We start from the raw sequence: 25,161 nt of genomic DNA, 5'->3' as shown, positions 1-25,161 counted from the left end.
AACCGCGGTGCTGGTACACCGCATTCCCTACTTGCCTACCTTGCTCATTGCCTGCTCGAACATGCCCCTCAGTGCCGGCGTGGCAAGGGCAAGAAGCCCGGCTACCAGCACGGCCGACATCAGTGTGATCATGACCCAACCTGGGACGTCGCCGCGATCACGGTCTTCGCGACGGGGCATCCCTCTCATATTGATCGTCATGAGCCACGAGCCGCAGCCAAGGATCATGATCGATGAGGTGGACAGTAATCTTGCAATTTGCTTCATGGTTTTCCAATTCGAGTAGTGCGGTCAGCGGATTCATCGTGAGTTGGTCAGATTCTGTTGTGGACGCCCTAAAGACTCATTTCCAAAGCTGCAACGGCCGGGAACGCGGCAAAAACGACCGTGAGTGGCAGCACTCCAAAAACCAGGGGCACCATCATGGCAATCTCTTTTCTGCCGGCGGACTCCATGAGGTCACGCTTTGCGGCATCGCGGACATCTGCAGCCTGTGCCCGGAGGACATCTGCCAGCGGTGTCCCCCGTTCGACGGCGACCACAAGACCGTCAAAGAACCTGACCAAGGGAGGCAACTCCGACCTTGAAGAGAAGGCTTGGAGTGCCTCTGAGAGGGGCTTCCCGGACCGGGTGTCGGCAAGGACGATGTCAAATTCCGCCGAAAGTTCACCGTGGGAACTGCGGCTGACTCTGTCCATGGCGCCCATCGCGCTCTCCCCTGCCGCGACTGCGAGCGCCATCAACTCCGCGAGACTGGGAAACTCGGCCAGCATTGCTGATTCACGCCGTTTGATCCGCTGGCCCAGTAGGTAGTCGCGGAGCAAGTAGCCACCCACGGAACCTGCGACGACTGAAACCAACGCGAATGCAGGGCTGAATTGGCCAGCCGCGGCGCTGACCGCGACGACGAGCACCATGAGCACAAAACCAACACCGGCGCACATCAGCTGCTCGGCCCTGAAATCCAGCGTGGACTTTGTTGAACCGGCGCGGGCCATTCTCTTTACCAGCGCAGCCGACCCCGGATTGAAGCGGGACAAGTACGTGACAGCGTCACCGATGATCGGGCGGAGAATCCGCTCCAGCGGCCCGAACGGCGTGAGATTGGAAGTTGGTTTCCGCAGGAGGCGTGACTCAAGATTGCGGGACTTCAACTGGGGCTCGATACGTTCCGAAAATGTGGTCGCACGCATGAAAGGCAGCCGCACCAGGACGAGCCAACAACCCGACCCCAGAAGCAATCCGCAGAGCACGGCGAAGGCCAACGACGTGCTCATCGAAGAACACGCTCGTCTTCGGGCAATGCACCCACGCGCAGCATCACGGAATAGCAGAAGACCGAGACCAGGAGCCCTCCCAGCAACACCATTGCTCCCACACCAGAGTTATAGGCAAGCATTGCTTCGGGACGGCTGGCCATGACAACCAGCACTATCCAAGGTGCGGCAACAGCCAGTCGCGCGGCGTTAATGGTCCATGACTGCCGCGCCTCAAGCTCACTACGGGTGCGGGCACTGTCCCTGAGGAACTCAGAGAGGATGCCCAACATCCGTCCGAGGTCTGAGCCACCCACTTCGCGGGTCATTCTCAATGCCTCGATAATGCGGTCTGCCACGGGATCAGCCAGTCGATCCTTGAGCCGATTCAGCGCGGCTTCAAAGTGGCCACCAGACCTGTAATCGGCCCCGAAATCCAAGAATAATACCCGAAGCTCTTCGGGCCCCTTATGCCCCAATTGAATGAGCGCCTCCGGCAGTGCCAGACCGGCCCGTATGGCTGAGCGCAGGTGGTCTACGACATCCGGCCACAGCAGCCGAAGTGCTGCCCGGCGCTTTCTTGCACGCCAACGGACTGCAGCAAAGGGAATCCATGAACCGAATATCGCAAAGCACACGGCCACCGGGGGCGATCCAGTGACAACGAAGAACACGAGCAGTGTCAAAAGGCCGAAGCCCGCGCAGGTGAGAAGAAGTCCCCCACCCGTTACCTTCTCAATTCCAGCCGACATGAGCAGCAGGTCCAAGCGTCGGGGCCTTGGCTCTTTGGCTTCCACCGGCGGCTGCACCCATGCGGACCACCACACCAGAAAGACACCAAGACCGAAAAGAATACCGAGAAGTGGCGCCATCAGTTCAACTCCAGAAGCGCGGCGACATCGAAGCCCGCGCGGGAAAACTTCTCCGCGGCAGGCATGGAGTTGGCCCGCGGCTGCAATTGACCGGCGACCATCCCGAACACGCCTGAGGACTCGATGACGCCGTTCTCCACCCTTCGCCCGAGGGAGAGGATTTCGGTCACCTGTCTACGCCCCGTGGAATGGCGGCTGCAGTGCACTACCAGGTCAATGCAGGACGCCACCGTGGGCACCACGAAAGCACTGGAAATATTGGCCCCCGCCAGTAGCGGGAGCGTGCAGATCTTGGTGACCGCGTCATGTGCGGAATTGGCGTGGACAGTGCACATGCCTGGCAAGCCCGAGTTAAGGGCAATGAGCATGTCAAGGCTTTCCGCCTCCCGCACCTCGCCCACTACCAGACGGTCCGGCCGCATTCGAAGGGCCTCCTTGACCAACCGCCTAAGCGGTATTTCACCTTCCCCTTCCAAGTTGGGTTGGCGGCACTGCAACCCGACCACGTCGCGCAGGGGTAGTTGCAGTTCGAAGATTTCCTCCACAGTAATGACTCGTTCACGGGAACCAATGTGGGCGGCAAGGCAGTTCAACATAGTGGTCTTCCCCGCTTGGGTAGCACCCGAGACCAATATGTTGAGCCCGCTGGCCACTGAAGCTCCCAGAAACCGCGCGGCTTGTGGCGTCAAGCTTCCAAGCTCCACCAAGTGCTCAAGTCGGCTCGCCCGTGCGATGAACTTCCTGATGTTGACAGCCCAATGCTTCCGGGTGATGTCAGGTATGGCTACGTGCAGTCTGGAACCGTCCGGAAGCGCGGCGTCAACGAATGGTGAAGACAGGTCAAGCCGGCGCCCGGAGCTCTTGAGCATCCGTTCCACGAGGTCACGAACCTGCTGCTCGTTGAGGCTGATGGCGGTCAGTTCGGATTCACCATTGCGGGCAACGTAGACCTCGTGGGGCGCGTTGATCCACACCTCTTCCACCGCGGCATCATCCAGGAGTGGCTGCAGCGGCCCGAACCCGGCAACGGCATCGAAGATGTGCCTTCTGGCTGCATCAAGGTGCCCCAGGGGAGGAAGCGGTCCCAGGAGCGCCCGTTCGTCGTAGTCGTTGACTGCTGCTTCCACAAGCCGTCTGACATCCGCGGCCTGCTCGAGGGGATCCAGCCCGCGACGTCGAATGAGCTCGCGGACTTCACCTTCGACGATCCTTACAGCATCCACATCTTCCCCAAACGATCCCGAGCCCGTAAACGAGAGGCATATCTCGAGTCATTCACGCTAAGGGAGCCATCACCCGCCCTCAAGTCACCTGGCATGGCATGTGGATAACTTAGGAACACCAGCCACGTGAGCAACCTGGATCCCACTAGTCACTCCAGTTTCAGGATGTTATGGTAAAGCCCGTTAGGAGCTGGCCTTTGGTCTCATGCGCAAGCGCCCGCCCCGGAGCTTGTCCGCAAGCCACCCCATGCGCCGCTGAGCCGCGGTACAGGGCCGGATATGAAGATGAAAAGACGTGCAAGTGCCCCGTTCGGCCGCAGCCTACTGGCCCGGGCAGGCCTGGCGCTAACGACCGCCCTCGTAGCGGGCAGCTGCCTTGGTTCGCCGTCATGGGCAGAGTCCTCCGGACCACGACCGGCCCCATCGCCTGAGGCGCAGGAAACAATTCCAGCGCAGGGACCGCAGCCCGCAGGTGCCGGGCAGCAACAGCCGCTGCCCGCCGTCGAGCCTTCACCCGACATTGCGCCGTTGCCCGCCGATCCCGGTAACGGCTCCGAGGGACAGCTCCCCAAAGCGCAAGCAATGCCCGGCAACGCACCGGACGCGGAAACGATGAAGGCAGCCATGCGGGCAGCCATCCCGGCAGGCGGCGCGGAAATGGGACAACGATCCCCCAGGGTCCTGGCAGCGCAACAAAGCAATGGCACCCCGGCAGCTTCAGGCTCACGGGCCATAGGCAGCGCAGTCAGCTCCGCGGTTTCCATGGCAGCAGATCCGGGCCACTGGCGTCCCACCATCGGCGTCGCCGGACAGGACGTCAGCGCCCACCAACCCAACATCAACTGGCAGAGCCAATGGAACCAAGGATCCCGCTGGGCTTACGTCAAGGCATCCGAGGGCAACTACTACCTCAACGAGCAATACACCCAGCAGTACAACGGCTCCCGCAACGTGGGCATGGTGCGGGGCGCCTATCACTTCGCCATCCCCAATTGGTCATCAGGCGCTGACCAAGCACGGTATTTCGTGGCGAACGGTGGAGGCTGGACGGCCGACGGATACACCCTCCCGCCCGTTCTGGACATCGAGTACAACCCGTACGCCGGACGAACCATCAACGGTTTCTACTTCGGCAACACGTGCTACGACATGTCCAAAGCCCAGTTGGGGCAATGGGCAGCCGACTTTGGCAACACCGTCAAGGCCCTGACCGGCCGCTTCCCTGTCATTTACAGCACCACCGATTGGTGGAACACCTGCGTCGGCAATTCCACCTTCGGAAGCTACCCCTTGTGGATCGCTTCCTACTGGAACAACCCCACAAATTCGCCGGGCTCCATGCCGGCCAGCTGGGGCGACTACACGATGTGGCAGTACAGCAGCACAGGTCCGTTTGAGGGTGATTCAAACATTTTCAATGGCAGTTATGACCAGCTGCGCACGTTTGCCCGCGGGGTCTCCTACCCTTCGAATCCGTCCATCAAGTCTGCTGCCGATGTCCTTGCTACGAGCCCGGGCGGACGATTGGACGCCTTCCCTGCAAACGGTTCGGGTCGAATCACCGGACCTGTCGCCATCGGGTCAGGGTGGTCCGGCGCAAAGTCGCTCTACGTTGTGGACTGGAACCAGGACGGAGTGCAGGACATCCTGTCCCAATGGTCCGATGGGACGCTAAAGGTATTCCGGGGCGCCCCTGGGGGGTCTTTCTACGCACCCATCCAAGTCGGTTCCGGGTGGCAGGAAATGTCCCTGACAGTAGGGTGGTGGAACGCGAAGGATGCCTATCCGGGTGTGATCGGACAGGACTACCTGGGCAATCTGTACCGGTACCCGAACAGCGGCGGTGGAGGACTTGGAAACGGTGTCTTGATTGGCACCGGATTCAGCGGCCACCAACTCAACCAAATCGACTTCGACGGCGACGGCAACCAGGACATTGTCACACGCACTTCGGACGGAACCCTCCGTCTTTTCCGTTCCAATGGCGTCGGCAGCTTCATCAGCGAGCCCGGCAGGGTGATCGGCTCGGGCTGGGGTGGCATGACGGCAGTAAGCTCGGCAATCAACTTCAATGGAGCAGACTCCCAAGGTCTCCACGCCCGTGCAGCGAACGGCGATCTTTACTACTATCCTGCAGGTTCCGGGTCATGGGGCAACCGCAGCCTCATAGGGTTGGGGTGGAACGACGCAAGCCTCATCAGTGGTGCCTCACTGGATGTGGAGACAACCCTTGGCATCGACCAGGAAGATGTCCTGGCGGTCCGTCCGGATGCCAACCTCTACCGTTATCCGGGGACCGGCACCACGGCCCTTTTGCCGGAAGACCTCATCGGAACGGGCTGGGCGGGCTTCAAAGCAGGGTTTGTCACCGACTGGAACGGCGACGGCGCACTGGACATTGTCGCCCAATGGTCTGACGGCCGGTTAAACGTCTACCCGGGCAGGAACGGCAGCGGCTTTGGGACGGCGATAGCGTTGGGCAGCAACTGGAAGGGCTGGACCCTGAGCGTAGGCACCTGGAAAAAGGCAGACGCGCACCCCGGAATTGTCGGCTATGACTCCGCCGGCCGGCTGTACTACTTCAATAACCCCAGCGGCAAGACCCTTTCCGCGGGGGTCTACATCGGCGTCGGATGGGCCGGCCTGGACATTGCCCAAATGGACTTCGACAAGGATTCCAATGCTGATCTCCTCGTCAAAACGGGCACCGGGGACCTAAAGCTGTACCGCACTAACGGTACCGGCAACTTCATTCAGGAAGCTCCAAGCGTTGTGGGTACCGGCTGGAACGTGATTTCCGGATTCGGTGCCGTTCGTGGATTTGCGGGTGCGGGCTCACTCGGCGTCGTTGCACGAACCACCATCGGTGAACTGCGCTACTACCCTGTAGGTTCGAACAAGACCTGGGGAACGCCAACCAGGATCGGCACAGGCTGGAGCAACCTCACAATCCTGGCACCGGCCGCCGGTTAGCAGGACCCCCAAGCTCAGACCACGTCATGAATGAGGGGCCCATCCGCGGAAATCCGTGGGCGGGCCCCTCATTCATCATTGCCCTTAGCCGGGCCAACTCTATGCAAGCAAAGCATTCATGGCATTTACCAGTGTGGTCTCCACGCCATTAGTGCCGGCTTTGAAGTGCGCCAAGTGGCCGTAGACAGTCATCGAACCCCCCGCGATTCCAGGGAAGTCGGGCTCCCATCCACCTTCATAACTGCCCAGAGGCATGAAAGGTGGAAAGAACTCATTGCTTGGTATATAGCAGCAGGATTCATTTGCATATCCACCGACAATAATACCGTTGGTCCCACCATTTCGGCCGCGAAAATAAGCCGCATAGCCGCTGACGAGTTCGCCACCGATCATGGCTATCTTCAGCTCCGGGCTGCCATTGAATTTCCACACCTGGAACGGGGACGGTACAGCCGTTTCAAAACTGTTGCTGTCAATGCGTCCGATCATTACCTGCGCGTGCCGTTGGTACCACTGGGGCTGGCCGTTGGGATTGGCCAGCCTGGCAACGTAGGAAGCACGCACCGCGGCCAGATTTCCGGCTGTCGGAGTGATATCCAACGGCAGTTGGACTTCCTGGTAGCGCGTCACCATGGGACCGCTGAGGGCACGCCCCGCAGATTGCATGTTCGAATGGACCGTGGCACCAAGGGCGTCTCCATGCTGGTCCCGGAGTTCCCAGCTGCGGACTCCCCCGGGGTCTTGATCTCCAGCCGGACCCTGCACGAACATCGCGAAACAATTCGGATTCCGGTTTTCGATGTAATTGCAGGCGCCTGCAGCAAAATCTCCATCAAAGAGCGTGCGCAGACCTGCACTGATGGGATGGCACCCATAGCTAAATATCACGGCAGCCGGCGTACCATTGCCTCGCCTGGCGACGAGAATTAGGACTGCCGTTTCCGTGTATGGCAGTCCCACGCGGTTGGCGGAGAAATTCTGGGTTGAAACTTTGTAGTCGAAAGTCACTGCCGTTTCATCCGCGTCCAAGGCTTCCCGGGCGAGGTCAACGATGGTGTCTTCAAGATCGGCACTGTAAGAACGCACCAAGCCCAAATCCGCCAGCCCGTAAGCCATGAAGGGATGGAGAGTGTCAATCAAGGCGGGCCCATTGTGCGTATGCGTCGCCTGGATCAGGATGTCGCTGCTCGACCAATCCGCGAGCTCGATGATCCTGTCCCGGATCCGCTGGTGCATGGATCGCGGCAATGCCAGGACATCCAGGCTGATGATGATGTGGGGATGGGCGTCTTCCCAGATGAGGATGGCCCGAGCGTACAAGGGCTCGAACGGTGAACTGCTGGTGGCCTCGCGTCCGCCGTCGGTAGAACCATATCCAGCCATATACGGATTGGTGCTCAGCGACGGCGTTATGTCAGCGCTTGCAGTTCCTACTCTAAACGCCATAAAAGATCACTCCTTGATTGTGCGCAACGGGTGATCTTCGTTTGCCCCCAAACAAAGTCAGTTTCCCAAATACGCTGAACAGCCAATACGTGAGACCACCTTCATTAGACCATGTGATCCCGCAGATTTGTGTGGTTGGTAGCGATGAATATCGCCCTGAAATGCGCCGCCCCGGCTTGAAAAATCAGGGCGGAATCTGCGCCTTCTCCGTGTCTAGCCAGGCACTGCAGTCTTGAGCCACCTGGTCAGCAGCGCAGCCTGCGGAGCCAACGGGGCCAACGTCAGTGCGCCCTTCACTACGGGTATCCCGTAGGCCGCGAGTGAGGCTGCCAGTGTCCTGTGATCGGTACGCGTGCACGCCCTGATGATGAGCAGGCACAGAGCCGACGCTTGGCCGGGAGCCGCACCGGCGGCCACGGCCGCGTTGACGGCAGCCGTTTCTTCGGGAGTCAGGATGTGCGGTCCACTTCCGACGTAGGCCACCTGGCAGTCCGTGACGTGCATGTACCGCGTGGATGCCCAGACTTCCTCGAGGCTCGAAAATTTGCCAATCAGGCTGCCGTCTGCCGCAGTACATGTGAATTGGTACCGGATGAGAGGCTCCGGACGCTCAATGGGGACTTTGTCATCATTTGCGATAACAGGCGCCAAATCGAGTGCGGCTGGTTGGGAAGTATCTACTTTGGTTCCTGAACAACCGGCCAAGGCAAGAGTTGCCACACCGAGTTGAAGAACACTGCGCCTGCGCATGTCCACCGAGGGATCCCCACTTCATTCGGATGCTCCCCAGCTCCGCATGCATTGGTTATTCGCCCCAAGCCGTTTCCGGCTGCGTCTTAGTACATCTTCCCCCAAATTCCGCATTTGTCACTAGTAAAGTTTTGGCCGGCCTCAAGCTCGACGTTTTTGCCGGCCTCAGGGACTCCTCCGCTGGCGACGACGGAACCGTCCTGCGCAGCGACGGACCACGTACATTCGCTGGCCAAAGCGCCGGGCTTGACGAGCTGGACTCCGCCGGCTTCCACGGTTTCGCCCACTACATGGCTGCCGTCGCCAACCCTCGTACCTTGAGCCCAGCCAGCGATGATTTTCCCCTGCGGCGCGTCCGGACAAAATGCAGCCGCAGCGAGCAACGTCCCGTGACTTGCCTCCTCGAATCCGCCGGGGCCTGTTTCATCGCTGATGCGCGTGCACAACCGGAGGACATCCTGCATGGCTGCCAGACCATCCTCGGCTACTGCACCCTGCGGCGCGGCCGTGGAAATAGCTTCAGCTTCGCGGGGCGTTGGAACGAATGGTTCTTCACCTGCGTAGGTGACTTCGCAGGAGTCCATACGGGTGTAGTTATTGGCAGCCCAGACCTCCGCGAGGCTCGACAACTGGACTTCCGGCGATGCGTCAAGGCTGGTGCAACGGTAGGAGAAACGACCCGGGTCGTCGTCGCCTGCTGACGGACCGGGGTCGCCAGTTTCGCGGCTTCCGGGAGCGGACGACGACTGGCTGGGCCCTGCGGTAGCAGTGTCACTACTGGGTGCCGGCGTACTGTTCCCAGGAGTTGGCTGTGATGAAGGGGCCGTGCAGGCGACCAACAGCATCACCATCGGCATTGCCATCAGCAACATTCTGCGCATTGTGACCTCCACCTCAATCGTGCGGTGCGGCGGTTGTGTGGTCAAGACGGACTGCTTGACGCCCCTGAATCCGAGGCCATTCAGGAATGCACTAGTGACAAATGTGAAAATTGGTGGAAGATGTACGTAGACGCAGCCGGAAACGGCGTGGGGCGAATAACCAATGCATGCGGAGCTGGGGAGCATCCGAATGAAGTGGGGATCCCTCGGTGGACACGCGCAATCGCAGTGTTCTTCAGCTTGGTTTGGCATGTCTTGCCTTCGCCGGTCGCTCAAGAACCTCTCATAAGACTCCCCGCCGCATTGCACTCAGCAAGGCGGGCGAAGGACGGCAACGCCACAAACTGACGGCAGTTCTGGCCACTGCCAGCCTTGCGACGGCGGCACTCACCGGCGTCCTGACAGCGGGCCCGGCCTTCGCGGACCAAGCACGCCAGACAGTGGCCACAGGTCTGACCAAAGCCGCAGGAACATTGGTGGACCCGGACGGACGCCTGTGGGTTTCCGACGCTCGGGCAGGGTTCTGCCGCGTGACGGAGGCTTCGGGCGCAACCGCGGGGGGCCTCGAAACGGACACCTGCCTCGGTGGAACCCTGACTGGTCACGACAACGGCCCGGCCTTGGCCGGAACGCCCGCCATGATCGATCCGTCCCCTGCCAACCACGGCGATGGTGACGAAGTGGCCTTCATTCCGGATGCCGCCGTCGGAAGTTCCGACGTCGTACGGGCCCTGTGGAATCCTGACAATGGCGTATTCGAGTACAACGGCGCGCTAACCATCTTCGATGGCGACCTGAGGCCAAATGCCGTCAGCGACGGCCCCGACGGCAACATCTACCTGTCGTTTGCCAACGCCCGGTCAATCGTCAAAATCGTGGATCCCACGGCCCTCCATCCGAGCATCGAATCCATCGCTTCGGTCAACTCCAGCTCCCTCAGCCTGGCTGCCACGCACCGCAACAGTGCGGGCAACGTAGTGGTGTATGTCGCAGAAACCACAGGGTTGACGGTGTTTACGGCACCCGAAGACGGTGTACTGACCAACTTCGTCCCAGCGCCGCTCTATAACGTCGGCAAGCCGACAGCCATCTACTACGACTGGCAGTCGCCCCTCGTCCTCTACACAGGAACCGGGGTCGGAACCACCACAGCCGATGCCGGGAAGGACACCATCTCCCGCATCGACCTGAGTACGGACACCGTGGACAACCAGTGGGCCCTGGGCTTCAGCAAGGTCGGCGGCCTGACCATGCGGGACGGCAAACTCCTGGTCATGGAAGACCCGGGACAACTGGATCCTGCCAAGCCCGCTGAGCGCGGAAGGATGCTCACCCTGGGTGGCGTTGTACCTTCCATCGTCAGCGGTCCGACGGCGGCAAATGGAACCCAAGCGGCCAACCCGGCGTTCACCAACGACTCCACGCCAACGTTCACTGTTGCTTCAACGCCGCCGGGCGGCGCCCTTGAGTGCAGCCTCCAGTTGAGCACGGCGACGCCGGTCTGGCAGGTATGCTCCGGCGGCACCTTCACGCCGTCAACGGCTTTGGCCAGCGGCGCTTACACGTTCTCGGTGAGGGCAGCTCCATCAGGCCTTCCCGTATCGCGGACTTTCACAGTCGACCTGGCCGCACCCAGCGCACCGGTGATCACCTCACCCGCGGCGGGAGCAACCGTCAACGGCGCGCCGGTCCTCGGCGTCACCTCCGATCCCGATTCGACGTTGTCCTGCTCAGTCGATTCCACGACAGCGTTTACCGCCTGCGCCAACGGGCACGTTTTCAATCTCACTACCGCGGGGCAACACGTCCTGCGGGTCCGAGCCACGGACATGGCCGGCAACGTCAGCACACTTGCGTCGGTAACCGTGACCGTCGACCTGACCGCGCCCCAGGTATCCATCAGTTCACCCGCGGAAGGCGCAACTGTCGGCATCTCGCCATCCTTCACCTTCACCTCCACCTCCACGGACATTGCAGGATTCAGGTGCAAGCTCGGCTCCAACGCCTACACGGCCTGCACATCTCCCAAGGCCTACACGAACGTTCCAAGTGGTCCTGTCACCTTCACGGTGGAAGCCAGGGACAACGCAGGCAACACTTCCACGGCTGCAAGGAACGTGACTGTCTTCGCTCCTGACACAGCCCCTCCCGTCGTATCCGTGGATCCGGCCGGAGGAACGTACGGTGCCGGCAAGACCATTGCCTTGTCAGTCAATGAAGCGGCCACCATTTACGTCACAACCAATGGCACGACGCCGACTACATCGAGTCCGGTTTATTCGGGCCCGATCCCCTTGACGTCGATGACCCTGAAGTACTTCGCGCGGGACACCGCAGGAAATTCATCGGCAGTGGTCACGCAGACGTACGTGCTGGACAACACGGCTCCGACCCTGACCGTCACTCCCGGGGCAGGGGGCTATGCCTCAGGACAACTGGTCACGATGTCTTCCAGTGAACCGGGAAGCATCTTCTACACAACAGACGGGACAAACCCCGCAACTACCGTTTCGGGAACCACCAAGGCCTACACTGCGGCGTTTGCGTTGACTGCCAACACCACCGTAAAGGCCTTGGCCGTGGACGCTTCCGGAAACGTCTCGGCCGTCACCACGCGCGCCTACACGGTTCTGGATACCACTCCTCCGGTGGTAACTGTGACACCACCCGCTGGCAGCTACCCCGCCAATCAGCAGATCACCCTCACCGCCAACGAGGCTGGATCCAGCATCTACTTCACCACCAACGGAACGAACCCCACCGCCACAGCGGCCAACAAGTACTCCTCAGCGATCACGCTGACGGCAGCCATGACGCTGAAGTATTTCGCGGTGGACACCTCCAACAACAGTTCGGTCATCGTCAGCCAGGCCTACACCGTGACAGCCCCACCGGCGAATACCTGGAAGGACTACACCGGTGATGCAAAGAACGACGTCGTGGCACGCGACAACGGCGGCACGCTGTGGCTGTATCCGGGCAACGGATCCGGGGGTTGGTTGACCCAACGCTCCCTGGGAACCGGCTGGAACTCGCTGAATGCCATCGTTCCCACGAAGGACTTCAACGGGGACGGACGCAGCGACGTCCTGGCCCGGGATGCGAATGGTGTTCTCTGGCTTTACCCGGGCAATGGATCCGGTGGCCTCCAGACACGCGTCCAGGCGGGGACCGGCTGGGCCGGAATGACGCTCATCCTGGCGCCAGGCGACTTCAGCGGTGACGGCAAGGCCGATGTCCTCGCAAGAAACTCGGCAGGCGTCCTGTGGCTCTACCGCGGCAATGGCACAGGCGGCTTCACCTCAAGCGCCCAAGTTGGTACGGGTTGGAATGCCATGAATGCGATCCTGAGTACCGGCGACTTCAACGGCGACAGCAAGACCGATGTCCTGGCCAGGGACACCTCAGGAATCCTCTGGCTGTATCCAGGCAACGGCACGGGTGGTTGGCTTAGCCGGGTCCAGGTTGGGAGCGGCTGGAGCGGGATGACGGCCATCCTCGGACCGGGCGACTTCAACGGTGACGGCAAGAACGATGTCCTCGCCCGTGACGCCGGTGGCAACTTGTTCCTGTACCCCGGCAACGGAACATCCGGATGGCTCTCCCGAAGCCAGGTCGGCTGGGGTTGGGGAGGATTCACTTCCCTTCCATAGGAACATGAAAAAGGGAGGGTCCGGACGCTTGGCGTCCGGACCCTCCCTGTTTTAACTTTCAGGAGATCCTAAGTGCGTTCCTTCATGGGATGCATGGTGGGCCTGTTCGGACTCGCCTGGATATCCAACTGCAGGGATACCAGGAGCATCTGCACGCCCAGGACAAAGGGCACCACAGCCAACATCACCGACCCGGCCGTCGGAGATCCCACGCTTGCCGCGAGGACCCAGATTCCAGCCACAAGGCCCATGACGATGAGGGCAATGCCGGCGATCAGCAAGAGGGCAACAGCGGAGAAGGACCACACCATGTACTTCCACCACACACGGCGCCAGAAACCGCCAAAGAGCATGGCAAGGAGTTCGGGAATGACCTTCCGCAACTTGATGCTGGAGACCTCGTTGCCATAGACCGCAGGAATCGGCACATCCACGATCGGAACATCAAGAATATTGAGGTGGATCAGGAGGTCGTTTTCGAAACTGTAGCGCGCTGCCACTTTATTCATGGGAAGGCGGCGGAGGACCTCGGTGCGGATGGCGGTGTAGCCGTTCTGCGGATCGAAGATGTGCCAGTAGCCGGAGGCAAGCTTGGTCATGAAGGACAACACGATGTTGCCGAAAATGCGGTAGCCGGGCATTCCTGCAAACGACTCTCCCGAGAAGAACCGGTTGGCCTTGGCGAAGCCATAGCCATCTACCACGGGATCAAGAAGTTGGGGAAGGTAGTCGGGATCCATCTGGGCATCGCCTGCCATGACCACGTTGATGTCGGCACCCAGTTCCATGGCTGCTTTGTGGGCCGTCAGGACGGCACCTCCCACGCCCTGGTTGACTTCGTGCCGAATCAAGGTGACGCGACCGTCGTCGGCGCGGCGTGCGGCTCCCGACGTGTCGTCCGGGCTGCAGTCATCAACAATGACGATGTCATCAACAAAATCAGGCATCGTTTCGATGACCTGGGCGATGTGGTTTTCTTCTTTGTAGGCCGGTACTACCGCGGCAATTCGAACGCCTCGATACATCGATTATCCTTCGCTGCTGTTTGGTGTGAGTTTCTGTGTTGGCGTGTCGGTGCCCGACTGGCCATCTAACTGTTCGCTGCCGCTGTTCGGTTGCTTCTTCTGCGGAAAGACCCAGTGCTTGTAAATGAAGTAGTTCCACCCCATGGTCACGATCGTCGCAACCACTTTACCCACTACGTAGCCGGCACCGATGAACTCGAAAAGCTCAACAATGCCCATCACAGCCAGCGTATTGAAAACCAGGAGGCCTGAATACCGAAGCACTCCCCCGAGGGCCGTTCCGCCACCGTTGAAGGCAAAATGGCGCTGCAGGAAGTAGTTGAAGAAGAAGCTGCCCCAGAAGCCTGCACCGGTGGCCAGCCACAGCGGCCAGCCAAAGACCTGGAAGCACAGGGCCAGGAGACCAAGGTCCAGCAGGAAGCTCAAGCCTCCGATGAGCAGGAACTTGAACAAGCTGGATGCCAGGAACTTGGAGATAAATGCCTTCATGATCAGCAGATCCTTCCTAGCGGTGCAATGCCGTCCGGATTCCGGTTTTCAAGAATCCCTGATACGCCGTCAAGCTGCAGACGGTCCTTCGCCGCGGCATCGAATGCCTCCTTGCCACCAGGCAACTGGGACCAGTCGATCCTGTACAGGGCAGCGTTTCCTTCACGCACCACGAGCTGGAGGTATGGAATGGAATCAGGCTGCGTGAGCCCCGCCTTGGGCTCATCCCATGCCCTGATCCTGCCGTCGGCAATGTAGACCCATTCGATGCCCAATTCAGCGGCCGCGTCGCGTACCTGCGGATCCGTTGCAAGTTCAGGGAGCTTTTGGAGGACGAGCAACTGACGGTTTGTCGGAAGAATCTCGAAATGGCGGATCATCGGCATGCGGTTGCCCAGTGCGTACATCCATACCGAACCATCGCATGAGTCGTTCAGCACGGTGGCGTCCGCCGGCACGTACTGGTCGATCTTGCTGAGAAGCCCAACTTCTGATGCACTCAGCGTTGCGCCATCAACCTTGGTATTGATGTTGATCCGCTCGGCGTTCTGCTTGAAGTAGGGGATGGCGGCAATACCACTCACCAAGAGCACGGCCGCAGCTGCCGCAGCAGTCACTACATGGCTGGGCCTGTGGCCGGCGTGAGATCCCTCCGGGGCGGATTTCCCCGACCTGCTGCGTATCTTTGCGACCAACCACGCGATGGCTTCGGCCAACTGCGCCACTCCCAAGCCTGCGAGCGGTACCAGGAGCATTACGAGGATGCCGAAGATACGCCACTGGTCGTCGTAGAACGGAGCCGTCAACGTCATGAATCTAGGGTTGTCGGTACCCATTGTGTAGACCGACAGGAATGCGAAGGCCAACACAGGACCGAAATACCACCACATGCGGATCCTGAGGATCACGGCCAAACAGCCCAGTGCCACGAGGGCGGTCAGGATCGGCATAGCCATCGAACCATGGTTCAGGAACATGATGTTTTGGATGGCTCCGTTGCGATCGGTGTCCGCTGCCCACACCTGCTTGGAAACGCGCTCGGATTCCTTCAGCATCTGGGCGATGATCGGCCAGCCGAGGACCACCGCGAGGACACCTGAGACGGCGAGGTATACCGTAATGCCGAGAATCCTGCCCTTTCGGCGGATCAACGCCGAAAGCAACCAGAAGAGAAGTACGGGAAGTACAACGAAGGCCAGCGAGGGATGGACGGCGATAAGTCCTACTGCCCCGAACGCGATGCCGGGGACCCAGAACTTCTGCCGTTCCACCGCTCCCTTCACTGCCAGCAGAGCGAATGGACCTACCAGCAGCATGCCGGCAAAGAACGGAATCAGCGGGCCACGCCACAGGAGGTCATAAGGGTAGACCGTAAACCAGCCAGCAACGGCCGCAGCCGCAGCCACGGCGATCGGGCGGCGAGTGACCAGCATCGTCAGTGCCATGGTGCTCAAGGGCAGTTGAACTGCCATCATCACCAGGACAAAGACGTTAAGGAACACGGGGATGCTGACACCGCTCATCGGCCAGAACAGCGACAGCACGGCGTGGAAGGCAATCGGGTAGCTCCGGATGGGAGCTTCAGGAATATTGGTGTCGTAGTAGGCGAAGTTGCCCGCGATACTCGGATCCCACTCGTGGTTCACCGAGATCAACCGGATCATGTTGGCGTGCCACGGGATATCCCAGTCCTGATTGATCCCCTGGAGGCCTTCAGTTCCAACAATCCATGAGACAGCGGCTACCGCACCGCCTGCGATCAGTCCTGCAAGGAGTATCCACCAGGAGCCTGCAAACCGATGCTTGCCAAATATCGCCGGTTTGGCCGCGGACCCGAACTTATCCGGGAAATAGCGGCACAATGTGATGCGCAGGGCGAACAGGAGTGCAGAGAGAACCAGCAGGACAGCCGTCACTGGAAGCAGCTGCCAGCTGAGTCCCAGCGCATTTCCCATCACGCCGATCACGGTCAATACGCCCATTCCGAGCAATGGTGCCACCACGGGCAGCAGAACCCGGCGAACGCCCAAGGCTTCCCCCAAGATCCAGCCCGGGCCCCACCACAACACAACGATCAGGAGTACACACAACAGCAGCGGGCCGATACCCATTCCTACGATCGCCTTTCTTAGATGCTTCCACTAGCCATCCGTTGACAGACGACTCTTTGCAATTGACTGCGGTTAGTTGCGTTCCCGCAGCCACGCCACAGCTTGGTCCGCCGGACCCTCGAACTGGACCGTGCCGGAGGACAACACCACTCCCCTGTCGCAAATCCGCGAAATCATGTCAAGGTCGTGGCTGACAACCACCAGGGTGCGGCCTTCGTCGGAGAGTTGCTTGATTTTGGCAAGGCACTTCCTCTGGAAGGGCTCGTCACCCACCGCCAGGATCTCGTCCACGAGGAAAATATCGGGTTGGGTATGGACGGCCACCGCAAAAGCAAGCCGGAGGAACATTCCCGAAGAGTAGAACTTCACCTCAGTATCAATGAACTGTTCGATCTCGGAGAAGGCAACGATGTCGTCGAACTTGTCCTGGATCTCCTGCTCAGTCATCCCAAGGATGGCTGCGTTGAGGTAGACGTTTTCACGCCCGGACAGATCCGGGTGGAACCCGGCTCCCACCTCGATCAAACCTGCAACCCTGCCCTTGGTACGCACGGTGCCTTCGTCGGGCAGGATGACACCCGAGATCAGCTTCAGCAAGGTGGACTTGCCGGAGCCGTTGAAGCCCAGCAATGCCACTGTCTCCCCCGGCTGGATCTCAAAGCTCACGTCATGGAGCGCATCGAACTTCTTGGTGAGGTCCCCTTTTCGCCCTTTGGCGAGCCAAACGAGGGTTTCCTTCATGGAGTGCGAGTGACGGAGGTTGAATGTTTTCTTCAGGCCCTTGACGATTACTGCGGCGCCCATTTAGACCTCCTGCGCAAAGTGGCCCTCGAGCCGTCGGAAGACGATCTGGCCAATAACAAGGAACAGTGCTGCCATGCCGAGGCCTATGAAGCCCGTCACCAAGAGATGCGGAGGCAATTCGACGGGCTGGTCGACCGTCGGATACCAGAAGGCCCAATGGAATAGCTCCACGGCAACGGTGATGGGGTTGAGCTGGTAGATCGTGAGAACCCAGGGCGCTGCCAACCGGCGGATCATCGTCCAGTCATAGAGGACCGGCGAAGTCCACGTCACGATCATCATCAACATATCGACGATGTTCTCGGCGTCCCGGAAGAACACATTGACGGCACCGGCCAACAGGCCGAGGCCGGTTGCCGTGACGGCCACAATGACAAAGCCAAGAAGGGCGCCAAATAACTGCATGACATCCGGATGCCACCCACTCAGCAGGGCCGCGGCCAGCAGAACAATCAATTGCGGAAGGAAGTGGACCGCAGCGACCCAGACGGAGGCTACGGGGAACAGTTCACGCGGAAGATAGATCTTTTTGACCAGTGCCGCGTTCGACACGATCGACCTTGTGGCATTCGAAAATGCTTCGGAGAAGAAGTTGATGACAATGACGCCGGAGAACATGTACAGGGCGTAGTTGGGAATTTGGTCCCCGACGCGCAGAACGATGCCCAAGGCGAAAAACAACACGACGTACTGGACGAGCGGCTTGACGTACGACCATGCCAGACCCAGTACCGAACCGCGGTAGCGGACACGAAGTTCTTTGCGGACAATCAGTTTGAGGAGGTACCGCCGCCGGTACACGTCCAGCAGTCCGGCGCCCACCCCCGGAACAGCATAAGTATCAGTGGAGTTCGACATCGCTACTTGCTGGGCTCCGACGCTTCAAAAGTTTCCCGCCAGGATTCCATGGAAGTGATCTCTGGAAGGGCTTCGCGATACTGGGCCCGCAAGGTCTCCCAGTTGGAGAAGAGCTGGGCGTGCAGTTTTGCCGATTCCACCACGAGCTGGCGGGCCAGCTTGGGGTCACGCAAGTGCCACGACGCTCCCGTTCCATCCGCATTGGAGACGACCGCACTGTCCAGGTGCGCAAGGCTCCACCATTTGCCGTCCTGGTGCGCCACCTGTGCCTCGGGGTTCTCCTTGGCGGAGTCACGCACGGGGGCTAGCGTTTGCTTCAGGACAGTCTTTACGGCCCACGGCAGCAAGCCCAAAGCTCCGGGCTGCTTGTAGGACTGCGGCTTCTTGGGGGGACGCTTCCGGAAGACCTCCGGGAAGGCCCCGGGATCCGTCTTGACCTGTGAGTCCTGGAATTCTTCGCGCATTGCACGGAGTTTAGGCATCGTGGTGGGCAACTGTTGGTGCAGGTTGCCCGGACCCTCAAGGACATCCCGCAGGGCCATGATCCGCGCCTGCTCCGGGTAGTACTGCATGGACACCAAGTGCTTGACGTCCGTGTTCAGGCTTTCGCGCAGGATGCGTCCGCCCTTGGGGAACGGCGAGTGCAGGAGAGTCGCGATAAGCCTGTTGCGCTCGTGGTAGTAGGCCTGCCAGTCAACAGAGTCGTCCTTGTCGGCCCAGGAGACGTGCCAGACTGCCGCCCCGGGAAGAGTGACCGTCGGGAACCCGGCTGCACGGGCGCGCAGTGAATACTCTGCGTCATCCCACTTGATGAAGACGGGCAGGGAAAGGCCGATGGTTTCCACCACGGTCTTGGGGATGAGGCACATCCACCAACCGTTATAGTCGGCATCCCAACGCCTGTGCAGCTGAGGGGTGGACCGCAACCCTGCAGCAGAGAAGTCGTGGTTGCCAAGGCCTTCGACCGGTCCCCACAGGAAGCGGTAGAAGTTGACGACTTCCGAGTAGGCGTGGAGGACAGACTTGTTGTACATGTCAAACATATGTCCGCCGACGATGGTTGGCTTGCGGCAGAGATCAGCGAACGCCACTGCACGCATGACGCCCTCTGTCTCAAGCTCAATATCGTCATCCAACAGCATGACGTAATCGCTCTTGTCGGAAACGACCATCTCGTACATGTTGCGGGCGAAGCCGCCCGAGCCGCCCAGGTTGCCCTGGTTGATAACGCGCAGCTGGTCACCCATCGACTCAGCGACTGCATCAAACCCGGCCTCGTCGGCAACCTTTTTGTTGCCTTGGTCGACGATGATCAACTCCGCGAGGATCTCCCTCAGCCCAGCGTCAGCGTCAATCGACTTGATGGTTTCGAGGCAGTAGTCCGCGCGGTTGAATGTCGTTACCCCGAGCGTGACCCGGCCCTGTGGGCGGCCTTCGTCCGGAACTGCCCAGTGTGCGCCCTTGAGGGTCATGCCATCGCCGCCGGCGATCAGATCGAACCAGTACCAGCCGCCGTCGCCAAACGGCGCAAGGGTCAACTCGAAGTCGTTGCTGGCTGCGCCTTCGACGAGGATGGAATCCACACGCTGTGAGGCGCCACGGGCGTTGGAGCGGTAAACAATGACCGTCCCCTCGCCTTCGGTGTCAAGGTGCAGGACTGTCTTCGTGGCGACGGTCCATTTCCGCCAATAGCTTGCCGGGAAAGCGTTGAAGTACGATCCAAAGGAAAGTCGTTCTCCACGACGAACCTGCACGGAACCCCGGTCCAGGATGTCTTCCGGATGGAGTTTCCGCGCCATGCCAACTGCCTGGACTACGGTGCTGCTTTCGCCATCTTCCTTCTTCACCTTGCTGGTGTCAGGGTCGACGTACAGCGGAAGGGTGTCAAGGTCGCGGTTGGCAGGGAACACCACACGCTGAACGATGCGGAGGTTTTCTTTGGCCGGTGCGTCCGTGGTTGTCATCGCCGTCTTCTGACTTTCGTTTGTAGTAGCCGTCATGCGTCCACTCCCCCGCTTTCAAGCTTGGCGCCGCCAGTGAAGTGCGGCTTGATCTTGTTGTCGTACATGGACAAGGCGGAGCCAATGGCCATGTGCATGTCGAGGTACTTGTACGTGCCCAGGCGACCGCCGAACAGGACAGACTTCTCGTCGCGTGCGAGGTCGCGATAGGCCAGCAGCTTCTGGCGGTCATCAGAGGTATTGACCGGGTAGTACGGCTCGTCGCCTTTTTCGGCAAAGCGTGAGAACTCCCGCATGATAACCGTCGCGTCCTTGGTGTAGTCCCGCTCGGGGTGGAAGTGGCGGAATTCATGGATTCGCGTGTAGGCCGCGTCTTCGTCCGGGTAGTTCATGACGGAACAACCCTGGAAGTCCTCAATGGGGAGGACTTCTTCTTCAAGGTCGATGGTTCGCCACGACAGGTCACCCTCGGCATAGTCGAAGTAACGATCCACCGGGCCTGTGTAGATGACTGGCACCTGACCGAGGACTGATGACCTGCCGAACTCGCCGTCGTCGAAGAAATCCGTGTTCAGGACGACTTCAATGTTCGGGTGATCGGCCATACGCTCAATCCAGGCGGTGTAGCCGTCAACCGGGAGCCCTTCGTAGGTGTCGTTGAAGTACCGGTTGTCATAGTTGTAACGCACGGGAAGCCGCGAAATAATTTCAGCCGGCAGGTCCTTGGGATCCGTCTGCCACTGCTTGCCCGTGTAGTGCTTGATGAAGGCTTCGTACAAGGGGCGGCCAATCAGCTGGATGCCCTTGTCATTGAGGTTCTGCGGATCAGTTCCAGCCAACTCGCCGGCCTGTTCGGCAATAAGTGCCTTCGCCTCCGTTGGGCTCATGGCCGAGCGGAAGAACTGGTTGATGGTGCCCAGGTTGATGGGCATGGGGTAAACCTCGCCCTTGTGGCTGGTGTAAACCTTGTGCTGGTAGTTGGTGAACTTGGTGAAGCGGTTCACATAATCCCAGACGCGTTCATTCGACGTGTGGAAGAGGTGCGCGCCGTAGCGGTGTACCTCGATTCCTGTCTGGGCCTCATTCTCGCTGTAGGCGTTTCCTCCAATATGGTGGCGGCGATCAAGCACCGCGACCTTCAGCCCCAACTCGGTAGCGGCGCGTTCTGCAATGGTCAGGCCAAAGAAACCCGAGCCGACGACGACGAGATCAGCGTTCACAAACTCTCCTGTGTATTGGCGTGCGGGCACAGAAATGCCCACGTCTACTGGTCAAGGCTACCCGACATGACGAGGGTTCCCCGTATCCGGGGCGGCACACGGTGGTGATGGGCGGCGTCGGGAAACGGCAAAGGGAGACTGGCCGGCGGCCAGCCTCCCCTCGGTGCCTTGCTTTATGTGGATGGCTCAGAGAGCGATGACTGAGCCGGATTTTGCCGAAGCCAAAACGGCCTCCGCAACCCGCAGAGTCTCAAGCCCCTCTGCCATGGTGACGATGTTCAGTGACTTTCCGAGAACTGCATCACGGAAGGCCTCATGCTCCATTTTGAGGGGTTCGCGCTTCGCCAGCGCGAAGCGGGTCGAGGATCCCTCGGAAACGCCCCGGAAGGCTGCAACCGAATCCCAGTCCGTCTGGAACGTCCCGTTCTCCACGAACGTAAGGTCGGCGGAAATGGTATCGGCGATGAACGCCCCGCGTTCGCCAAGAACCACCGTAGTGCGTTCCTTCATGGGCGAGAGCCAGTTGACGATGTGGTTTGTCACGACCCCACTCTTGAGATGGCCAATAGCCGTAACCATGTCTTCGTGCTCGCGTCCGCTGCGGGAGGTGGTGTGGGCAACGACGTTGATGAAGTTGCTCTGGGCCAGCCACGCCGTGAGGTCGATGTCATGGGTTGCCAGGTCCTTGACCACGCCTACGTCTGCGATGCGGGCCGGGAACGGTCCTTGCCTTCTCGTGCTGATTTGGTAGACCTCACCCAGGTCGCCGTTCTCCAAACGGTCCCGGAGGCTCTGCAGAGAAGGGTTGAACCGTTCAATGTGCCCGACAGCACCGATAAGTCCTTTGGATTCAAAGGCTTCGGCAATGCGACGGCCGGACTCGGAGTCGTTCGCGATCGGCTTTTCAACGAGGCAGTGCACACCGGCCTCGGCCAGCTGAAGTGCCACTTCTTCGTGCAGGATGGTAGGCACGGCCGCTACGGCCATGTCTATTCCCTGCGCAATGAGCTCCTCGACCGTGTTGAACACTGTCAGGCCGTCGGCAACGTTGTGGGGGTCCCCGAAAGAATCGGCGACGGCGACCAGGTCAACGCCCTCCAGTTCACGGATGACGCGGGCGTGGTGGCGACCCATCATGCCCAGTCCAATAAGGCCGGCGCGCAGATTCGCCACTAGCTGCCTGCCTTGGCAACGGCGTTGACAGCGGCAACAATCCGGTCAAGGTCGTCCTGGCTGAGGGACGGGTGCACCGGGAGCGACAGCACGCTTGCTGCTGCTTCTTCAGTGACGGGGAGGTCATCCGAGGTCTGGAAAGGCGCAAGCCGGTGGTTGGGGATGGGGTAGTAAACGCCGCACCCAACGTTGTACTCCTCGCGGAGGGCCTTCGCAAACCCGTCACGGTCCTCGGCAATGCGAATCGTGTACTGGTGGTAAACGTGCTCGTAGCCTTCGGCGACCTTGGGGGTCACGACACCTTCGATGTTTGCATCAAAGAATGCTGCGTTTTCCTGACGGGTCTTCGTCCAACCATTGACTTTGGTGAGCTGAACGCGGCCGATGGCAGCGTGGATGTTTGTCATGCGGCAGTTGAAACCGACCAGTTCATTTTCGTACTGGCGTTCCATGCCTTGGTTGCGGAGCAGCCTCAGTCGACGTTCAACATCCGCCAGACCAGTGCTGACCATGCCGCCTTCGCCTGACGTCATGTTCTTCGTGGGGTAAAGGCTGAACATAGCGAAGTCGCCGAATGTACCCACCTTGCGCCCGTTGACGGCTGCACCATGAGCTTGGGCCGCGTCTTCGAAAACCTTGACACCGTGCTTAGCGGCGAGTGCACCGATGGCGTCAACATTAAACGGGTGCCCATAAAGGTGGACGGGCATGATGGCAGCGGTGCGATCCGTGATTTTCGCCTCGACCGAGGCCGGGTCCAGCGTGTAGTGGTCCGGGTCCACATCGGCGAAAACAGGAGTGGCACCAGTCAGCGCTACCGAGTTTGCGGTCGCAGCAAACGTGAATGACGGGACGATGACCTCGTCCCCAGCCCCAATGCCCGCTGCCAAAAGGCCCAGGTGCAAACCGGAAGTGCCGGAGTTAACGGCAACGGCTGCCCTGCCATCGAGGAGGACCTGCGAAAACTCCTGCTCAAAGGACGCCACCTCCGAGCCCTGGGCGAGTTGGCCCGAGGCCAGCACGGCATCGACGGCCCTGCGCTCTTCATCGCCGATGATGGGTTTGGCCGGGGGAATGAATTCGGGGCTCATGCCTCTACCTCTCGAAGGGTCTCGTTCTGTTCAACATACGTTGCGCCGGTTTCCGGACATACCCAGTTCTCACCGCTGCGCTGCAGCGGGAAACCAGCTTTGCCGACCCAACCGTGGCGCTTGGCCGGAACTCCGACCATCAGGGCAAAATCAGGGACATCCTTGGCCACGACGGCTCCGGCGGCAACTGTGGCCCACCGACCAATGGTTACTGGAGCGACGCAGACGGCACGGGCACCGATTGATGCACCTTCACGAATAGTGACGCCTACCGGCTCCCAATCGTGAGCGCTCTTCAAGCTGCCATCCGGGCTGACCGCACGGGGGTAGGTGTCGTTTGTCAGCACTACGGCCGGGCCGATGAAAACTCCGGCTTCAAGTACCGCGGGCTCGTAGACAAGTGCATAGTTCTGGACCTTGCAGTTGTCCCCCATCTTGACCCCAGTGCCGATATAGGCACCCCGTCCTACGATGCAATTGACGCCCAATTCGGCCTGCTCGCGGACTTGGGCCAGATGCCAAATCTTTGATCCATCACCAATTACCGCCTTGTCTGAAACATCGGCGCTCTCCGCAACCACTATCACCGGTGAAGGTCCTTCCTCATTGAGCACACGCGACAACGAGATTCATCTTAGCCGAGACACCATGCCCCAGCGTCAAGCTCACCAGCGTTGTGGCCCAGCCCGGGTTGTCCACATACGCCGCACCGGGTGCTGCGGTCCCGGCTCCAAGCCCATAACGTCGGCCGTAGCGTTCAGGCCAGCGAGGGTCAAGACCACCCATTGATGAGGCGGGAGAGGGAAGCAATGACATTGGAGTGCACATTGGTACGCGGCCCCGTTGCCGCGGAGCCCCCCACTCCGGAGGAACTAACCATCGCGGTTCCTGCCGGCACGTCCGGCGCCCATCTTGAATCCATTCTCATGCGCGAACGTGGAACTGGCAGGTTGTTCGTCAAGGGACAGGATCTATCCACCCTTACGGTTGGCATACCGCCCCTGGTGTCAGGCGTTGTCATAGTGGATGGCACCGTGCCGAAGCGCGACTTTGGACCGGAGTGCATGTCTTTGATACTTCTTACCCACTCCGGCCCCAGCGCAGGTAAGGTCTTCCGGATTCAACGCGGCCGGTTCCGATTAGGGAGGGGTCCGGTCGATCTCCCGGTACCAGACCCGGGCATGTCCCGGGAGCACGCCGTCCTGGAGGTATCCAGCACCTCCCTCACTTTAACGGACGTCGAGGCTGCCAACCCGGTCCTCGTGGATGGACAGCCCATCCGCCACATGTCAGTTACCTCCGAATCAACGATCCGGTGCGGCAACTCCACGTTCACAGTCTCCGCCGAAAGCGGTCCACTTCCGGATATTTCAAC

19 protein-coding genes and 1 pseudogene are annotated in these 25,161 nt (G+C 60.2%); 3 read left to right on the top strand and 17 right to left on the bottom strand.

The window, feature by feature from the left end; genetic code table 11:
* Positions 1-27: 27 nt before the first annotated feature.
* The 4 genes from ACSSVG_RS18240 to ACSSVG_RS18225 all read right to left on the bottom strand — a co-directional run bounded on the left by ACSSVG_RS18240 (position 28) and on the right by ACSSVG_RS18225 (position 3,351).
* Complete coding sequence (locus tag ACSSVG_RS18240; protein ID WP_231338305.1) at positions 28-267, bottom strand: hypothetical protein; 240 nt, start codon at positions 265-267, stop codon at positions 28-30.
* 68 nt (positions 268-335) lie between these two features.
* Entirely contained in the window at positions 336-1,277 is a 942-nt protein-coding gene (locus ACSSVG_RS18235) for a type II secretion system F family protein (protein WP_231338263.1), read from the bottom strand.
* Positions 1,274-2,128: a type II secretion system F family protein gene (locus ACSSVG_RS18230; protein ID WP_231338244.1), complete on the bottom strand. Its 855-nt coding sequence runs from the start codon at positions 2,126-2,128 to the stop codon at positions 1,274-1,276. The genes ACSSVG_RS18235 and ACSSVG_RS18230 overlap by 4 nt, the downstream gene beginning before the upstream one ends.
* The gene (locus ACSSVG_RS18225) at positions 2,128-3,351 is read right to left on the bottom strand and encodes a TadA family conjugal transfer-associated ATPase (RefSeq protein ID WP_231338233.1); all 1,224 of its coding nucleotides are present in this window, start codon (positions 3,349-3,351) and stop codon (positions 2,128-2,130) included. The genes ACSSVG_RS18230 and ACSSVG_RS18225 overlap by 1 nt, the downstream gene beginning before the upstream one ends.
* 285 nt (positions 3,352-3,636) lie before the next feature.
* Here ACSSVG_RS18225 and ACSSVG_RS18220 point away from each other — a divergent pair, with 285 nt between their 5' ends.
* Positions 3,637-6,324: a GH25 family lysozyme gene (locus tag ACSSVG_RS18220; protein WP_374110810.1), complete on the top strand. Its 2,688-nt coding sequence runs from the start codon at positions 3,637-3,639 to the stop codon at positions 6,322-6,324.
* A 99-nt stretch (positions 6,325-6,423) separates the two neighbouring features.
* Here ACSSVG_RS18220 and ACSSVG_RS18215 read toward each other — a convergent pair whose 3' ends face one another.
* From ACSSVG_RS18215 to ACSSVG_RS18205, 3 genes are all read right to left on the bottom strand, one after another.
* Positions 6,424-7,770: a hypothetical protein gene (locus tag ACSSVG_RS18215; protein ID WP_492415810.1), complete on the bottom strand. Its 1,347-nt coding sequence runs from the start codon at positions 7,768-7,770 to the stop codon at positions 6,424-6,426.
* Between the two features lie 213 nt (positions 7,771-7,983).
* Entirely contained in the window at positions 7,984-8,520 is a 537-nt protein-coding gene (locus tag ACSSVG_RS18210) for a hypothetical protein (RefSeq protein WP_231338211.1), read from the bottom strand.
* A gap of 86 nt (positions 8,521-8,606) precedes the next feature.
* Positions 8,607-9,383: a hypothetical protein gene (locus ACSSVG_RS18205; RefSeq protein WP_231338201.1), complete on the bottom strand. Its 777-nt coding sequence runs from the start codon at positions 9,381-9,383 to the stop codon at positions 8,607-8,609.
* A 227-nt stretch (positions 9,384-9,610) separates the two neighbouring features.
* Between ACSSVG_RS18205 and ACSSVG_RS18200 the strand changes: the two genes are divergently transcribed.
* Positions 9,611-13,054: a chitobiase/beta-hexosaminidase C-terminal domain-containing protein gene (locus ACSSVG_RS18200; protein ID WP_492415809.1), complete on the top strand. Its 3,444-nt coding sequence runs from the start codon at positions 9,611-9,613 to the stop codon at positions 13,052-13,054.
* A gap of 68 nt (positions 13,055-13,122) precedes the next feature.
* Here ACSSVG_RS18200 and ACSSVG_RS18195 read toward each other — a convergent pair whose 3' ends face one another.
* From ACSSVG_RS18195 to ACSSVG_RS18150, 10 genes are all read right to left on the bottom strand, one after another.
* Positions 13,123-14,079 (bottom strand): glycosyltransferase family 2 protein, encoded by a 957-nt coding sequence (locus ACSSVG_RS18195; protein WP_089595595.1) that lies wholly within the window; start codon positions 14,077-14,079, stop codon positions 13,123-13,125.
* A gap of 3 nt (positions 14,080-14,082) precedes the next feature.
* Positions 14,083-14,568, bottom strand: a complete 486-nt coding sequence (locus ACSSVG_RS18190; protein ID WP_159707499.1) for a GtrA family protein — start codon at positions 14,566-14,568, stop codon at positions 14,083-14,085.
* A gap of 2 nt (positions 14,569-14,570) precedes the next feature.
* Positions 14,571-16,679 (bottom strand): DUF6541 family protein, encoded by a 2,109-nt coding sequence (locus ACSSVG_RS18185; protein ID WP_492415808.1) that lies wholly within the window; start codon positions 16,677-16,679, stop codon positions 14,571-14,573.
* A gap of 72 nt (positions 16,680-16,751) precedes the next feature.
* A complete protein-coding gene (locus ACSSVG_RS18180; RefSeq protein ID WP_231338098.1) occupies positions 16,752-17,483 on the bottom strand; it encodes an ABC transporter ATP-binding protein in 732 nt (243 codons plus the stop codon).
* A complete protein-coding gene (locus tag ACSSVG_RS18175; protein ID WP_231338022.1) occupies positions 17,484-18,341 on the bottom strand; it encodes an ABC transporter permease in 858 nt (285 codons plus the stop codon).
* 2 nt (positions 18,342-18,343) lie between these two features.
* On the bottom strand, positions 18,344-20,341 hold the full coding sequence (locus ACSSVG_RS18170; RefSeq protein WP_492415807.1) for a glycosyltransferase: 1,998 nt from the start codon (positions 20,339-20,341) through the stop codon (positions 18,344-18,346).
* On the bottom strand, positions 20,338-21,522 hold the full coding sequence (glf, locus tag ACSSVG_RS18165; RefSeq protein WP_492415806.1) for a UDP-galactopyranose mutase: 1,185 nt from the start codon (positions 21,520-21,522) through the stop codon (positions 20,338-20,340). Before glf ends, ACSSVG_RS18170 begins: the two co-directional genes overlap by 4 nt.
* Positions 21,523-21,708: 186 nt before the next feature.
* Complete coding sequence (locus ACSSVG_RS18160; RefSeq protein WP_231338016.1) at positions 21,709-22,695, bottom strand: Gfo/Idh/MocA family protein; 987 nt, start codon at positions 22,693-22,695, stop codon at positions 21,709-21,711.
* Positions 22,695-23,786, bottom strand: coding sequence for a DegT/DnrJ/EryC1/StrS family aminotransferase (locus ACSSVG_RS18155; RefSeq protein ID WP_231338014.1), 1,092 nt, complete (start codon positions 23,784-23,786; stop codon positions 22,695-22,697). Before ACSSVG_RS18155 ends, ACSSVG_RS18160 begins: the two co-directional genes overlap by 1 nt.
* Positions 23,783-24,400: an acyltransferase gene (locus tag ACSSVG_RS18150; RefSeq protein WP_374110844.1), complete on the bottom strand. Its 618-nt coding sequence runs from the start codon at positions 24,398-24,400 to the stop codon at positions 23,783-23,785. Before ACSSVG_RS18150 ends, ACSSVG_RS18155 begins: the two co-directional genes overlap by 4 nt.
* 174 nt (positions 24,401-24,574) lie before the next feature.
* Here ACSSVG_RS18150 and ACSSVG_RS18145 point away from each other — a divergent pair.
* Positions 24,575-25,072: pseudogene (locus tag ACSSVG_RS18145) on the top strand (FHA domain-containing protein); the annotation flags it as partial.
* Between the last annotated feature and the right edge of the window lie 89 nt (positions 25,073-25,161).

Source organism: Paenarthrobacter sp. E2MeOHC11, assembly GCF_058744955.1.
The sequence above is the reverse complement of the archived record's forward strand: the minus strand, read 5'-3'. Positions and strand labels throughout refer to the sequence as shown.